13 protein-coding genes are annotated in these 13,769 nt (G+C 59.7%); all 13 read right to left on the bottom strand.

The genetic code is table 11. The features are described 5' to 3' along the window. Positions 1 to 344: 344 nt before the first annotated feature. The 13 genes from GNZ21_RS05085 to GNZ21_RS05025 all read right to left on the bottom strand — a co-directional run bounded on the left by GNZ21_RS05085 (position 345) and on the right by GNZ21_RS05025 (position 13,539). On the bottom strand, positions 345 to 2,159 hold the full coding sequence (locus tag GNZ21_RS05085) for a carbamoyltransferase family protein (RefSeq protein WP_157321952.1): 1,815 nt from the start codon (positions 2,157 to 2,159) through the stop codon (positions 345 to 347). An 18-nt stretch (positions 2,160 to 2,177) separates the two neighbouring features. Further along, the gene (locus GNZ21_RS05080; RefSeq protein ID WP_157321950.1) at positions 2,178 to 3,131 is read right to left on the bottom strand and encodes an ATP-grasp domain-containing protein; all 954 of its coding nucleotides are present in this window, start codon (positions 3,129 to 3,131) and stop codon (positions 2,178 to 2,180) included. Further along, positions 3,128 to 4,231, bottom strand: a complete 1,104-nt coding sequence (locus GNZ21_RS05075) for a tetratricopeptide repeat protein (protein WP_157321948.1) — start codon at positions 4,229 to 4,231, stop codon at positions 3,128 to 3,130. The genes GNZ21_RS05080 and GNZ21_RS05075 overlap by 4 nt, the downstream gene beginning before the upstream one ends. Before the next feature lie 1,036 nt (positions 4,232 to 5,267). Continuing rightward, complete coding sequence (locus tag GNZ21_RS05070) at positions 5,268 to 6,146, bottom strand: hypothetical protein (RefSeq protein WP_157321946.1); 879 nt, start codon at positions 6,144 to 6,146, stop codon at positions 5,268 to 5,270. Between the two features lie 13 nt (positions 6,147 to 6,159). Then, positions 6,160 to 7,233, bottom strand: a complete 1,074-nt coding sequence (locus GNZ21_RS05065) for a hypothetical protein (protein WP_157321944.1) — start codon at positions 7,231 to 7,233, stop codon at positions 6,160 to 6,162. Position 7,234: 1 nt separating this feature from the next. Next, complete coding sequence (locus GNZ21_RS05060; protein WP_157321942.1) at positions 7,235 to 8,398, bottom strand: hypothetical protein; 1,164 nt, start codon at positions 8,396 to 8,398, stop codon at positions 7,235 to 7,237. Next, positions 8,398 to 8,565, bottom strand: a complete 168-nt coding sequence (locus GNZ21_RS05055) for a hypothetical protein (protein WP_157321940.1) — start codon at positions 8,563 to 8,565, stop codon at positions 8,398 to 8,400. The genes GNZ21_RS05060 and GNZ21_RS05055 overlap by 1 nt, the downstream gene beginning before the upstream one ends. Before the next feature lie 33 nt (positions 8,566 to 8,598). Next, positions 8,599 to 9,528, bottom strand: coding sequence for an ATP-binding protein (locus GNZ21_RS05050; RefSeq protein WP_157321939.1), 930 nt, complete (start codon positions 9,526 to 9,528; stop codon positions 8,599 to 8,601). A gap of 14 nt (positions 9,529 to 9,542) precedes the next feature. Continuing rightward, positions 9,543 to 10,577 (bottom strand): hypothetical protein, encoded by a 1,035-nt coding sequence (locus GNZ21_RS05045; protein ID WP_157321937.1) that lies wholly within the window; start codon positions 10,575 to 10,577, stop codon positions 9,543 to 9,545. Positions 10,578 to 10,587: 10 nt separating this feature from the next. Further along, positions 10,588 to 11,769: a hypothetical protein gene (locus GNZ21_RS05040; RefSeq protein WP_157321935.1), complete on the bottom strand. Its 1,182-nt coding sequence runs from the start codon at positions 11,767 to 11,769 to the stop codon at positions 10,588 to 10,590. 270 nt (positions 11,770 to 12,039) lie between these two features. After that, on the bottom strand, positions 12,040 to 12,624 hold the full coding sequence (locus GNZ21_RS05035) for a hypothetical protein (protein ID WP_157321933.1): 585 nt from the start codon (positions 12,622 to 12,624) through the stop codon (positions 12,040 to 12,042). A gap of 3 nt (positions 12,625 to 12,627) precedes the next feature. Continuing rightward, positions 12,628 to 13,176 (bottom strand): single-stranded DNA-binding protein, encoded by a 549-nt coding sequence (locus GNZ21_RS05030; protein WP_157321931.1) that lies wholly within the window; start codon positions 13,174 to 13,176, stop codon positions 12,628 to 12,630. Between the two features lie 120 nt (positions 13,177 to 13,296). Beyond that, on the bottom strand, positions 13,297 to 13,539 hold the full coding sequence (locus GNZ21_RS05025) for a hypothetical protein (RefSeq protein ID WP_157321929.1): 243 nt from the start codon (positions 13,537 to 13,539) through the stop codon (positions 13,297 to 13,299). Positions 13,540 to 13,769 lie beyond the last annotated feature (230 nt).

Raw genomic sequence — 13,769 nt, 5'->3', positions numbered from 1 at the left:
AGAAACTCTCTCACCCCACACCGCAACCGAGACGGCCCCTTGTGCAAATCCAACTCGACCCAGCGCTGACAATGCTCTCGTCCTGAAGTCCGTGAGTAGCTCGTTGGGCTCAGGTTGCACTACAACATCAGCTTCGACTCCTGGACAGGTCCCGATCCCAATACAAACCGGTCCTCCATCGTTATGGCGACTCAAGACCAATGCAACTGCACAAAAAATCTCAATCGCCTGAACTCCGCCAGCCTTCCGACTCAGTTCTCCGCGCTTTCCTGTCTGCGCGCCCTGTCTACTTCCAAGCGGGAATGTGCTTGCGCCAGAATCGGGCCTCTCCCCCACCCAATTAATCATGCTGGCAGACCTCCCTTGCAGTTAGTAACCAGGAACGGACCGAGAACCAACGCATCTAATCCCGCAGCGACGTATGTCTGCACCGCATCCTCCGGCGTACGCACTATGGGTTGCCCAGCCACATTGAAGGATGTATTGAGCAAAATCGGATACCCGGATCCCCGATCCATTGCTTTCAAGAGCTGCCAAAAACGGGGATTGTCGTCCTTGAATACAGTCTGCACCCGGGCAGATCCATCGACATGTGTCACAGCCGGGAGCTGATCAATGTACGGATCCCGCACTCTTGTCACAAACAGCATCTCACGAAATGTTAGTTCATTTCCAGGATCAATAAGGAAATAGCGGGAGGCATCCTCCGCTACTACCGCCGGGGCGAAGGGTCTGAAACCTTCGCGCTTCTTAACCAACTTATTAATGCGCGAGCGTATCTCCGGCCGCCGAGGGTCCGCGATAATGGACCGGTTTCCGAGAGCTCTCGGCCCAAATTCCATGCGTCCAGAAAACCAGCCCACTACCGCGCCCTTAAGGACCAGATCGATAACAGCGCCAATGAGTTCCTCGTCTTCAGCAGGCTCCGTCACTACAGAGCCACCATCATTGATAGCGACGAGAGCATCTCGACACTCCTGATCCGTCGACGAGGGCCCGAGAAGGGTGCTAGGCCTCAACGGAGACGCACCCTCATATCGTTGTGACACCGCAAGAGCAGCCCCTATCGCGGCGCCGTCATCTCCTGACGCCGGCTGAACGTAGATCCGATCAAAGAGGCCACTGCGCAACAGGGCTCCGTTGAACGCGCAGTTAAGCGCGACTCCGCCAGCCAAGGCGAGCGATGTTAGGCCGCTCTCGCGGCGGAAGTGCCTAAGCACATGAAACTGGACCATCTCTAGAACGGCCTGCACGCCCGCGGCGATGTCCTTGTGTCGTGCGTTGATCACCTCGCCAGGTGCCCTTCGAGGACCAAAGACTTCTTCAATCGCAGCGATCGCCCCCCGGTGCGTCTCCTTTTCGACCGCCGTAATGTCATGCAGTAATAGAGGGACCCGATACTTTCCATCCGGCAGCAACTCTACGAAATGTTTCAATATCTCTGTGGCGGTCTTTGCGGAGTTGCCGAGGGGCGCTAATCCCATCACCTTGTACTCTCCATCCGCAAATCGGAAACCAAGGTACATAGTGAATATGCCGTAAAGTAATCCGAGAGAGTTTATCGCACCTACATCGCGCAGTCGTTCAATGCCATCGGTGGACCCATGCCAAACTGTCGTCGAACTGCGTTCCCCGAGCCCATCAGAGACTAGTACCAGAGAATCTCGGTACCCACTCGGATAGTACGCGCTTGCCGCGTGCGCAAAATGATGTTCAACCGACTCATAACGATTAGTCAGACTAACACCGAGCATGCGTTCGGCATGCTCCTGGTTCACTGATGGTGATAGCGCTCTTGTATAAAACTCCCCCGAAAACTCATCCAAGGCGAAAAGATCAGCATATTCTGCATAGGAGAAGGCATGCGCCACAACGTCGACACTTTCCATCTTGGCACCGATGCTCTCGAGACAGAAATTCGTTGCCTCCGTCGGAAATGACGCCGAATGCTTAATGCCGTCATATCGCTCTTGTGCCGCTGCACTGACAATCGCACCATTCACCGCGATAGCTGCAGCCGCGTCGCTGCCTTGCGTCGCGGCATACTCAGAATCCGATAGTCCTGGCACCAATTCGCGCTTTACTGATTGGGCGAGCGGCAGCCCACTATAACCAAGGGCTACATTTGCAGACACATTCTGTCTTCTATCAGCATGCATCACTCGCTCCTTTAACGTTCATGCAAGCTTCCCCATCGCGGAAAAGTGTCTCCTATAGGCGGCAAATCGCTCCGTCTCCAGGACCATAGCTCGGTCATCGACGTTCATAAGTAAGTACGGGACACCGCCGTCAACCTCCATCTCTGATAGGTAGACTGCGTCATCACTCACGATAAGATCTAGACACACAAATGGAAGTCCAAGTCGGCTCGCAATAGGTTCTGCAATAGCCTTTAATTCGGCAGGAACATCCACGATAACTGACGCGTTGGGTGACTGTTTTGTAGTTGAGTAAATGCTTTGCCTGAGAGTGGCAAGCATTGGAACCCCATCGATGCAGTAAATACGATAGTCCTGCGAATAGTCGACAAACCTCTGTATCAAAGCATCAAGCTCTGCGGCACTAAAAAGTGTCAAAACCTGTCTTAACTCACTGAGATCAGACACTTTATTCACCCCGAAACCTGAGCTCCAGTTCGCTGGCTTAACGACGACCGGAAAGTCAATTTTATCTAAGGGGTAGGCATCGAACCAAAAGCCGAATTGCCTCGTAAAAACTTGAATGGTGTCAAGCACGTCGACTCCATGCATTGCTGGCTGGAGAAATGTCAAGAATTTGTGATTGTTGTAGAGATTCGTCATAACAGATGTCGTGCACCCAAACCCAGACTCTGCGAGTACCTGGACTGCATACAAAAGTCGCCCCTGGTCAGCCGCATGTTGTGGCCACGTCAGCAACTTCGTGTGAAAGTACTCACTCTTAGGATCCAACGGTCTACCCTTTAGCCAAACCTCAGGCGAATCGCCCGAGATCACGAAAGCGAGGTCATCGATGGTGACGAGTTCGAGGCGAAACCCGGCGCGAAGCGCCGCCGCCGCCCTATCTGCGAAGACATACTGTTCAAAGTTAGATCTGACAATAACTCTGTCACGCTCGTTCCTCAACCAATAAAGTGTCGAATTCACGCTCATTCCCTGGATCCTTTAATCGTCTCACCGAGCATAGTTTGCCGGAGCGCTGAATGTAATTGTTTCGCAGCCTCAGCAGTGGGATCAACGAGGAGAGACATCTTGACTGATTCGAATGCTCCCTCACGATCCTCCATCTGGAGAAGCGCCAGTGCGGTGAAATAGCGCGCGGGCGCTGTGGGTGACCCGCCGAGTGTTTCGACTGTACGGTATGACTCCACAGCTTGCTCGAAGTCCGCTTTCGCGGCTAGAGCATTTCCTCGTGCTATCCATGCCCGCGCGTCCCCTGGATTCACTTCAGTAAGGACTTTTGTGCTTTCGAGCCAAACGCTATGGTTTTTGTATATCGACGCTGTCTTGGCCAAGGTCTCGTAGAGGGGAAAAGCGAAGTCCCGCCACTGGACTTCGTCGAATCCCTGCGCCTGTCGTGCGGATTCTTGGGTCGCGACCGCTTGTTCGAGTGTCCGCATCGTTTCCACCTCGTTTCCAAGCAGAAATGGTTGGAATGCCGCCGCACGCAGAAAAGCTTGCTTCAGAAGGAGGCCTTGGAATTCGGTCTCAGTATTGAGAGTTTCCTCTGTTACTTCTTCGGCACGTGCGAGCGCTTGCTCAAACCCAGGGTCCAAGCGTCCCAGCCGCCCTTTCCGCGCCATGAGGAACACGGCGCAACGCATGCGCGACGTGGGACTTGCTTCCGTGTCCTTACTCATCTCAATCGCAAGTCGCTCGAGGACCTCTACGGGAGCACCCAGTTTGTACATAAGCATCAAGCCAACTACCCCTATTGGCCGAGTCTGGTCATTGGCAATACTAAACTGGTGTTCGGACAACACTCGGCGTGCAGTTGCTAAATAGCCAAGGCGCATGGCGAGTTCAATGGCAGCCCTCGCATCATCGATGTCTCGCAGCTGTTTGGGTTCTTCGAGCCGCTCTCGAACAGCCGAGTACAGATTCGTCGAGAGGTCCGGCGGCATGGTTTGCATGTCGTTTGACAGTGCGTCTCGTCGATCATGGCTCGCGGTATCCATGATTCGCGTCGCAGTCGGGGGAATTGTATTAAAGAGCAGCGTCTCAGCTGAAGGCCTCATTTCGGCAAACTTCATTGCAAGACGGTGGGTCGCAATAGCATGAACCGGACTTTCGGAAATCGGTTCATGGAGGCCGACATAGACCGTGGACTTCGTGGGGACCCCGGCGGACATGATAGCCTGTATGCGGTCCCGAACGGCGTCACGTGTGTGGAGAAGCTTATACGGCGTAACGATCGGTTCCATAGACTGTGCCCCCATCTGTCGCATCCTGCGCAATATTGTCAATGGTGGGCGGCTTGGAGAAAGTACCTCCTCTCCAAGCCGCCCTCTCGGTGCCAGCTGTTAGGGTCACTCGATCGAACTCTATGGATTCGGCCCTACATGCGACTGGCTCCGAGATTAAGTGTGGCTCCAGTCGTGTGCGAAGTCGTGTGCGTAGGTATCGGCAAGGGCTTCGATCTCGGCGTCGGTCATCAAATCACCCCCTTACCCTTATGGCCATTCTGCGTTCCATGGTTGGGCATGTCAAGACCTGGAGACTTATGAAAAGTCCCCCACAAGAGTTGTGGTGGGGCCGAGAACTATGAGTTATGCGAGATCAGGATGCTTCGATGGCCACACATGTAGGAACACTGACGTAGCAAGCAGACGCTCATGGGAATCTTGAAAAACAACACCGGGATTTCTATCAGTTGATCTATTGCAGCGGGTGCAAGGATCATGCTCGTCAGTAGTTCCGCCGCCTGAGGTCAGCCTGAGGGCCGGGCATAGGCGACGATGGCTGTGAACGACCACAGAAAGCACCCAGGGAGTACGGACTCTTATGAAGCTCCGAAGGTCCTGCAGCACTGCTGGGCGGTGGACAAAGGAGCCATTGGGAATGAAAAAGTCTCCGGCGCTCTGAGCCAACGCATCGGTGAAAACATGTGTCGTCAACGACCTGGATTGGCGAGGTTGGTCAGTTCGGAGGGGCCCACGCTGCCAGGACTGCCTGCTGGGGGCTCTTAGGCAGAGCTGCCTGGTGCTGCGATGCTGATGCACCCATAGGAGTCTCCTCACCATTCACCACCAATTGCCACCGATGCCAGGTTTTACGATACCCTCCGGATCAACTTAGATCAGGACTGGAATACTGTACTGGCTGTGCCGTGGTCTCCAACATCCTGGTGTTCAGGGGCTCAGGGAGCCTCAGCGGTCCGGTCGCTGTGGGAGTGGTGCTGACCTGTTCTTGCCGCGTTGGAGCGGGCCGGTCCGGGATAGGTGGCACGCCCCCGGTCTGCCAGCTGCTCAGTGTGGCCAGGGCTCTGGTCTTCTCGGCCTCTGGGATCATGTCTGCCTCTCTGGTGAGAAGCGTCTTGGCCTGAATCAGTTCTCTGTCGAGGAGGCGGCGTTGGTCGTGGGTGAGGACTTGTTCCACTGCCCGCTGGATGGGGATGCTGGAGTCATAGACCAGTGGTTCGCCGTGGAGTTCTGCCACACTGCACTGGGCCTGCCAACGGCCCAGCGCCTCGGTGAAGTTCTTGGTAGCGGACAGGGTTGCTGCTGGAGTGTTGTCGGGCTGCCAGCTCATCAGCGCGGCCTCGGCACTGGCATGGCGTGCTTGCTGCATCGCTGGGGAGGCTCCCAGCTGGGAGAGCTGCGACGCGTTGAGTTTGTCCTGGAGCCCGGCCCTGAGGGTGCGCCACCGTGGCGGCACGGGTGCCGATCCTTCAACGCCGTCACTGGGTATGCATTTGGCTACAGCGTCCCGGTAGGCCTCCATCGCTTCGGCTGCCTCTGCCTGGTCCAAGTAGGTGCCAAGGAGGTAGGCCGCGTTATCTGCCCGGTTGCACTGCGGTCCTAACCCTTGGGCGAGCAGCAGGTTGTAGTTGGCCCTCTCCTGTTCGGTGTCCACGGGGTGTTCCAGGATCTGGCGCTGGAAGTGCTGCATCCTGGAGGCGAACAGGTCTAGGTCTCGTTGCGCTTTCTCGATCTCGGATCGGCTCACAGTGACCACCGGTTCAGCTGATCTCAGGGCCAGCGCTCGGGCCTGCTGCTGATGTGCCCACACCTGGTGCGTTCATCCGCAGCTGGGCTTGGGTTTCCTGTTGCTGGACGCGTTTCTCTGCTGCTTTCAGGGCGTCGAGCTGCCGGTCGAATGCGACGTCGTGGCTGACCTGATACCCCAGCTGCTCAGGGGTGTAGGCCACTGGCAGTGGCGGGATTCCCCGCAGTTGGGCTGCTCGGTCTACAGTGTCGCTGGCTGCCTCGGGATGGAATCGGGCTGCTGCTGCCCGGGCCTCTGAGAGTAGGGGGTCTTTGAACGTCTCATCATGGGTGATGTACTTCTTGATCGCTGGTGGCGCCTGGGCGTAGGCCTTGTGGGTGAGGGTCTTCCAGGACCGTGAGAGCCCCTGCTGCATCGGGTCCATCCTCTGGTTGATCTCAGCGGCGATTCCCGCCCCGGGGTGAGGTTCGTTGACCTCCCAAGGGTTGGCTGCCATGTTGATCTCCCTGAGCCGTTCCAGGGCCTCGGCGTAGGCCTGGACCTGTGGGAGCTGGGCCGTGGGGTCTGTCCATTCCTCCGGTGCCGGTGGGGTCAGCTTCGCCAGTGACTCCAGCGAGGCTGCCTTGGTGACCTTACCGGGGACTGATTCCTGCACTTCTGCTCGGATCTTCGGGAGCCTTTCGTGCAGGTCGCGGTCCAAGGCGTGCCAGCTTGGTGCTGTCTGGAGGCCTGCTTTCTCGTGAGCCTTGTTCAGCTCAATCAGATAGGTGACTCTGCCGTGCATGCGTTCCGCCAGCCGGGCGGCCAGCTGCTGGTCCTGGCCGGAGTGTGCCGGGGATTCAGCGATTTGGTCGAACTGGTGCCCAGCCTGGTAGTAGAGATCCGCCGCGCTGTTGAGGTGAACCCTCAGGCTCATCATCTGCCGCAGCCGGTGCTCTGCTGCCTCCCGCTGGATCGGATTCTTCCCCTGGTCCCAGGCTCTCCAGGACTCTTCCTGGATGAGCTGACGCTGCGCGATGATCTGCTGATCGGCGTGCTTCATGGACTTCTCTGCCCGTTCCCACGCACTCATAAGACTGGCGGCCATATCAGTCCACCTCCGGTCCGCTGCTGGCCACAGGCGCTGGGGGCTGGTTCATCTGGTGTTCCAGCGCCAGCTGCATCTGATCTGGTTCCTCCACTGTCTCGGTCTCCACCACCGTCTCCGTCTCAGTCTGGGTGGTGGTTGAGCTGTAGAGCCGTTCCCATTCCTGGTGGGCTGCTTCTGCGGCCTCCAAGTCGGTCCCGATTTCCTTGCCGAACGCCTCCTGGATCTCCTCAGGCCGCATATGCGCCCTGGTGGTTGCCACTTCTGCAGCTGTCACCAGTGCCCGGTCTGAGGGCCTGGTGCTCTGGTAGGCGTGGGCCATAATGGCCCGCCCTGCTTTCAGCCCTCCTCCGCTCATCATCCAGGCAGCCCCGGCTGCGGCTGCCAGTGCTGGCCGCTGCTTGGCTGGGGCCTGCCGGTAGGTCTCGACTAGCGCATCCTTTTTCGCCGGCGAAATCGAGGCGTCATAAGCCACCGCGTCCCGAGCGTCCTCGTCGTAGGCCACCAGGTGCCCCAATGTTTGCCGGGCCTTAGCCTGCTGTTCGATGGACTCTGTAGAGGCGGTGGTGGCCAGAGCATGGCGTGCGACCTCGACACTGACCCGGGGCGCAAGCCGGTTCAGATGTGACACCTCCTGCTCCTGGTCCAAGGGTTGGAAACCGGGCTCGGGGTGGGGCTGGAAGCTTCGCAGATACTCAGCTTCGCTGCTGGCAGGCTCCTTATACCCCAGCTCGCGCATCTGCGCAGACACATCGGGCAGCTTCCCCGGCATCGTCCATCGCAGCCCGGGGCTGGCCCACTGCTGGTCCATGTACCCCTGATAGAGCTGACGGTTCTGATCGACCTTGTACTGGGCCACCACCTCGAAACCACCGGGGTGGTCATCCAGCGAGGCGGTGAACTGATCATGGAACCCGTTGGTCTCGTGGTAGTCGAACTCCTCGTACCTGACCATAATCAGGTTCCGGTAATCGCGGTGGACCATCGGCAGCACTTCCTCATGGATGCCCTGAACCTGCTGCTCCACAGTGGCTTGCTCAATAGGCAGCACCGCCTGAGGCCCACCCATGCCCTGATCGTTGACTCCGATGAGGAGCACGTCGCCCTGCTGAAAGCGGTACCCGTACTCATACTCCATCCGAGCTATCAATTCTCCGACCTGCATCAGGACTCCTGACTCTCTTGGACACTGGGGTACTGGGCTGGGTCTCCCACCTCTACCTGGGCCTCATGCCAGCACCGATCCGGTGGTGGCCCATCGGGGCCGGGGTCGAATCCCTTGGCCCGGACTGCCTCCAGCAGATCTCTGACGGCCTGTGAACGCTGGTTCATGGCTGTTGCCTCCTTGTTCGTCGTTGCTGCTGGTTACCGGTCAAGCTCTGGGCCGGCGCTGGTGGTGGAGCTTGGCAGGCTGTACCCGGCAGGCAGTTGCTCGGCCGCGCTCTTGACCGCCCGGGGTGCAGACCTCTGCCCTTTGAACAGGTGACGTTCTTGCTCAGCACTCAGTGTTGGTTTGCGGGTTCCCTCACCGGTGAGCATTTCGGTCTCGCCTCGCCGCAGGTCGTAGGCGGTGGCCACGTCCTCACGAGTCGGGCTGTGATGCCCGTGCAGATCCGCTACCGACCATGCGGTGCGCAGTGTGCGGGCATAGCCCCTCAGGCTCAGTTCTGCTCGGTCCAGGGCTCGGTTGAGATCCTGCATAGCCTCCCTGCCGGGTGCCAGTTTCCCGGCCAGTGTCTCTATGGAGAGATCCCGGTTCCTGCGTCCCTGGCGGGACTGCTCACCCAGGGTGCTCAGCCGGTGGAACATGGCTTCCCGGGCCTGATCGACCCGTACAGGGTCGATCTCATCTATCCTCCCGGTGGTGTGCAGGCGCATATCCATGCGGTCCAGCAGCGGACCCGAGAGCCGACGGGCAGGACTCACCTGGGGGCCACCGTCCAGAACAAGCTGGAACTGTGCTGGCCGGTTGAGCACTCCACTGCTGTGGTGCAGGCTGATGGACCCGGTATCCAATGGCTGCCGCAGGGCATCTAACTGCCCGGCGTCCCGGGTATAGGCCTGATCCAGGTAGAGCACGCCTTGATCGGCAGCCGAGACCCTACCTGCCTCAGCACTGGTGCCAAGTAACCTGCCGGCGGTGTCGTCTGCATCGGAGAACACGATGTTGGTCTTACGTGCCCGGGCTACTTGCAGGGCTACTGCTTGCTGGGCTGCCGGGTGCCCGGTCAGCAGCAGATGATGCTCACCCACGGCCGCAGTCTCAGCGGCGAATGTCTCTACTGATCTGCTCATCACCAAACCCCCTTTTACCGGTCGATCTCTGGGCCGTGGTGCCCTGGTTGGTTCAGCGGCGCTGAATACCCCTGGGGCAGTTGCTGGCTGGCCGTAGGTGGTGCCGGGGCCGGGCTGCCGTCAGAGCGCAGGGCTCCCTTGGAGTTGGCGAATGCCAGCATTCGTTCGGCCCGTTCCTTATCGGTGATCTGCTCCCAATCGTCTTTGAAGACTTCCTGGCGGAACTCTTCCCGCGAGGTTCGCACTCTGGTGGGGGCCTCAGGGGCTACCTCCTGGCTGGTTACCGGCCGCACCGGCGCAGGCGCATCGCTCTGGAGCGCTTGGGTTTCCCGCTGGTGGGCCTGGGCAAGCATCCGGTATTCGGCCAGCGACTCTGCCTCAGCTCCCGGGGGAAGATCGTCTGGGTGAGTGCTCACCCCCTGCCGGTCGGCCTGGAGACCGGCAGCGGCACTCTGATCAGCTGCGTGGTCGGTGGCTTCCCATTCGTTGAGTATCCGGGCCTTGTGATCGGCAGCCTTGTCGAACTCATCAGCGCAGTAAAAGGTCACCTCCCCGGTCTTGCCGGACTGGACACCATAGACCTCATAGCCGCCGTTAGAGGCCTCGATCACCGCATAGTCAGTCTCTGAGCCCTTGCGGACCGTTTCCTCGATGATCTCCCCGTGGTCATAGGTGACACCATGCCCCGGGGTCGGTGGATGGTGAGGCGGCTCATTGTCTACACCCCAGGAGTCCATCTCGATTTTGATTCGCTCTGCCACCTCAGCTGCGCGTTGCTGGTGCTCAGCCATGTCCATCGCAGCGAAGTCGCTGACGTTGGAGCGCATGGTCTGGTGCAGCAGCTTCACGCTGGCGTAGTCGCCGGACTCCAGCACCCCGGCAGCCTGGTACTGGATCTCCTGGAGCGCTTCCTGCTGGTCCCGGCCGTCGAAGTCATTCTCGGCCCGATACTCAGCAACATAGTGCTCAGCCATTTCGATCAGCTCCCTACCCTCAGGGGTCACACCGCTTGGCTGGGCCTGGTTCGGGCTCTGGTTCTGTGCGTCCATCACGTTCTCCTTAGCTCAGGCCCGGTCCACTCACACCGGGGGTAGCTGTTCCAGGGATGTTCAGTGACTCTTGGGCGAGTCGTTGGGCCTGGGCTCCTCGGGCTTTGCCCTGTTCGATCAGCACAGTGTCCAGGCCGTGTTTGAAACGGGTGTCGAACGCGGCTATATCTGATCCCACATCGCGGCCGCGAAAGGTGTTCGGGTTGGACTCCTCGATGATGTTCACCAGTGCCCGGGTCTGAGCCCGGTTCAGCCCAATAGCGGTACCTGTGCTGTCAGTGCCGGTGAACACGGCGGTGCCCGTGTGACTGCGGTGGTCGTATCCGAACCTGTGCGCTGTTTCAGTGGTGGTGAGATTCTTGATGAAGTCCTGGTCCTTGGTGCTCTTCTGGGTCCACATGGTCAGGTCTCCGGCCAGTTCAACGGCCTCGATCTCTCCGTCGATCTGCTCCCGGACAGCTCGGGCAGGGATCGGTCCTGGCGCTACTTCGTTGACGGTGATCGCACCGGCCCTGTTGACGGTGACTGTGGCCTGGGGCGGGTAGGCCGCGTAGTAGCCTCCGTGGAATCTTCCGTCATAACCCAGTGCCGTTTTGGTGGCGAGATCTCGTACCTGGTCCCAGTCGCGGGTGGACTCGGATTTGGTCTCAATGCTGGTGACGCTTTTGACCTCGTACCACTGATCGGCCGGGTGCAGGTCTACCGGTATGCCGTCCCTATTGGCGAGTTCAATCTTGGTGATCGCCAGATGTGCACCCTCTTCTGGGGCGTATACGGTGTAGCTCCAGTTGTGGTCTACTCCGGTGATCCCGGCCCGGTCACCCACACTGGTGGTGTCCATCCTGAGCATCCGGTGCAGGTCAGGGCGCTCTGGGCCTATCGTCTGATCAAGTTCGTAGAATTCTGCGGGGATCGCTGCTGGCCTCCCCTGGGAATCCACGTCGTTGAACGTTGCGACATAAGGTGCAGCAGCGTCAATCTGTGCCTGCCAGTCCTCCTTGGTGGGTACCGCCGATTCAGCCCCACCAGGGCGAGCAGGTGGTGCGAACTCCTGTGCATCGCGGCAGGCGTCGATGTAGTTGCGGATCACATTGGTCTCACCGAAGCTGGCTTCACCACCCCAGTTGTAGGGGTCGTGGTTCTCACCTGGCAGGTCCAGGCGCAGCCCGTAGGTGTTCGGGATTTTCACCATGATTGCTCTCTTTCAGCTCAGATCCGGGCCAGTGGCCCCTGCTGGTGTCGTTCCAGGAATGTTCAGGCTGGAGGTCGCCAGCCCTTGGTCTCGTGCTGCTGCTCGGCGCTGGCGATGCTCATCCAGGGTCTGGATGTTCAGCCGGGTGGATTGGTCGCCGTTGATGTAGCGGGTGGAGTTCGGGACCTCGCTGATCTGATCATCGAGCTGCCGCAGGTGTGTCGGTAGGTCGGGTCTGCCGGACTCCAGCTGCTCGCCTATGGCTTCCCATCACCGTGCAATGGCTCGGGCCATGGCCATTCGCTGCTCGGAGACCGCCACCACCGCTAAAGCCGGCGCTGAGCTGTGCCCGGAGGCGGCGTGGGAGTACACCACTGGGAACCCGCCCTGGTTCTGCTGGACGTGGTTGGCCCGCAAGTTGTTGACGTGTTCTTTGGTGTCCGGGCAGTTCAGAACGCAGGCATGAGGTTCTGCCACCCGGTAGAGCCACAGTTGCGCCTGGTCCGGGGTGACCGCTTTGTTGGTGACAGCGACGTTGACGTTATGCAATGCGCTCAGCCCGGTCAGGGCCGGCGGCTGGCTGAACTTGAGCCCGTAGAGCCGGTTGAGGTTCTTCGCCTCCTGTTCGCACCGCTGCTCATAGAGGTGGTTGATCGCATCCAGCGCGGCGGCGTATGAGCCGCCGGAACTCGGATCTGTGGACCACCCACCAGATTCCTGGTGGATGAGCTGGCCTAGCCGGCGTTGGGTCTCAGCGTGGATGATCTGTCGGTCTTCGGTGACCTGGAGCCGGTCCCACATCTGATAGCCGCTCAGCGTGTCAGGACCGGCCCCTGGTGTTTTCGTCTCGGCCACGGTTCACCGCTCCCAGCCAGCGTCAGGGCCGGAGGCCTGCTGATTGATGGTCTCCCAGGACTGCTGGGCCTGCTGGATCTGCTGGCGTGCCTGCTCGGTTTCGGCCACCGCCTGTTGTTCCTGCCGCAGCTGGGCCTGCTGCTCAGCGGTGCGCTCGGTCTCGGCCTCAGGCCCGGCGGTCTCGGCCTCGGCCCCCAAAGGTGCCTTGGAGAGCCGGTGGGGCTGGCCGACGGTGACCTCATTGGCCCACAGCTTGTTCTGCGCTCGGGCTTCACCGGTCTGCTGGTCGATATAGGCATCAGCTTTCAGGTTCCCGTGAACGGTGACCTTATCGCCCTTGTTCAACGACGCCAGCACGTTCTCTTTGAGCCCGTCCCGGTCAAGGGCCACGTCGTAGTACTCGGTCTCAGCCTCTTTCCACTTATTCTCGTTGCGATCGAAGTAAGGGTTATTGTCAGCGAGGCGGAACCCCACCATCTCTCGGCCGTTGGCTGAGGTGAAAGGCTGGGGATCGTTGGTCAGTCGTCCAGTGACTTCAATTCCTCGTGGCATGATCTGCTCCTCTAGTCGTGGTCGTGGTTCCGGCCCCCGCTTGTAGGGCCGGTGATCGCATTACCCCTGGCGACCCCGAGCCCGTATGGGAGCCGTGGTGACATACATTCGCCGCGTTGGTCACTGTCTCGGGTTGGTGACGGCCTCCACTACCGCCTCCACGATGCGCTCGGCCGGATAGGTGCGTATCCAGACCTCCAGCAGCTCGGTCTCGGTCTGCCCAGGGCGCAGCAGTGAGTCCCCATGGACCTCTCCGGGGGACCACCCTGGGGCGTCTGCCCAGTCCTGGAGCCCCACGTCCTCGCTGAGAACCAGTCCCGGAAGCTCCCGGTCCTGGGCGTGGTGGCCGATATGAATCTCCATTCGTTGACCCAGTGCCTGTCAGGGACACCGGCCTTGGTGCACTCATCCATCGTCAGTTCCCGGGCACCGTGAACGTTGAACGCTTCGATCTCCACCCCTGGCAGTACCGCGCGGAGTCTGGCGACCAGGGCCGCGACATGCTCGGGCGAGGTCATGGCGCCTAGGTAAGGGCGTTGGCGGTGACGACCCCACCGGCTACGTCCACACAACCCGTGCCGTGATGATGCCTG

Origin of the sequence: Nesterenkonia alkaliphila (assembly GCF_009758175.1) — a bacterium.
Lineage (GTDB): Bacteria > Actinomycetota > Actinomycetes > Actinomycetales > Micrococcaceae > Nesterenkonia > Nesterenkonia alkaliphila.
This window is presented reverse-complemented; position numbering and strand designations above follow the sequence as displayed.

Excerpts from the sequence above, each read along its gene's own strand:
- GNZ21_RS05085 (WP_157321952.1), bottom strand. The coding sequence starts at position 2,159 with ATGCATGCTGATAGAAGACAGAATGTGTCTGCAAATGTAGCCCTTGGT.
- GNZ21_RS05080 (WP_157321950.1), bottom strand. The coding sequence starts at position 3,131 with ATGAGCGTGAATTCGACACTTTATTGGTTGAGGAACGAGCGTGACAGA.
- GNZ21_RS05075 (WP_157321948.1), bottom strand. The coding sequence starts at position 4,231 with ATGAAGTTTGCCGAAATGAGGCCTTCAGCTGAGACGCTGCTCTTTAAT.
- GNZ21_RS05065 (WP_157321944.1), bottom strand. The coding sequence starts at position 7,233 with ATGGCCGCCAGTCTTATGAGTGCGTGGGAACGGGCAGAGAAGTCCATG.
- GNZ21_RS05060 (WP_157321942.1), bottom strand. The coding sequence starts at position 8,398 with ATGCAGGTCGGAGAATTGATAGCTCGGATGGAGTATGAGTACGGGTAC.
- GNZ21_RS05055 (WP_157321940.1), bottom strand. The coding sequence starts at position 8,565 with ATGAACCAGCGTTCACAGGCCGTCAGAGATCTGCTGGAGGCAGTCCGG.
- GNZ21_RS05050 (WP_157321939.1), bottom strand. The coding sequence starts at position 9,528 with ATGAGCAGATCAGTAGAGACATTCGCCGCTGAGACTGCGGCCGTGGGT.
- GNZ21_RS05045 (WP_157321937.1), bottom strand. The coding sequence starts at position 10,577 with ATGGACGCACAGAACCAGAGCCCGAACCAGGCCCAGCCAAGCGGTGTG.
- GNZ21_RS05040 (WP_157321935.1), bottom strand. The coding sequence starts at position 11,769 with ATGGTGAAAATCCCGAACACCTACGGGCTGCGCCTGGACCTGCCAGGT.
- GNZ21_RS05030 (WP_157321931.1), bottom strand. The coding sequence starts at position 13,176 with ATGCCACGAGGAATTGAAGTCACTGGACGACTGACCAACGATCCCCAG.
- GNZ21_RS05025 (WP_157321929.1), bottom strand. The coding sequence starts at position 13,539 with ATGGAGATTCATATCGGCCACCACGCCCAGGACCGGGAGCTTCCGGGA.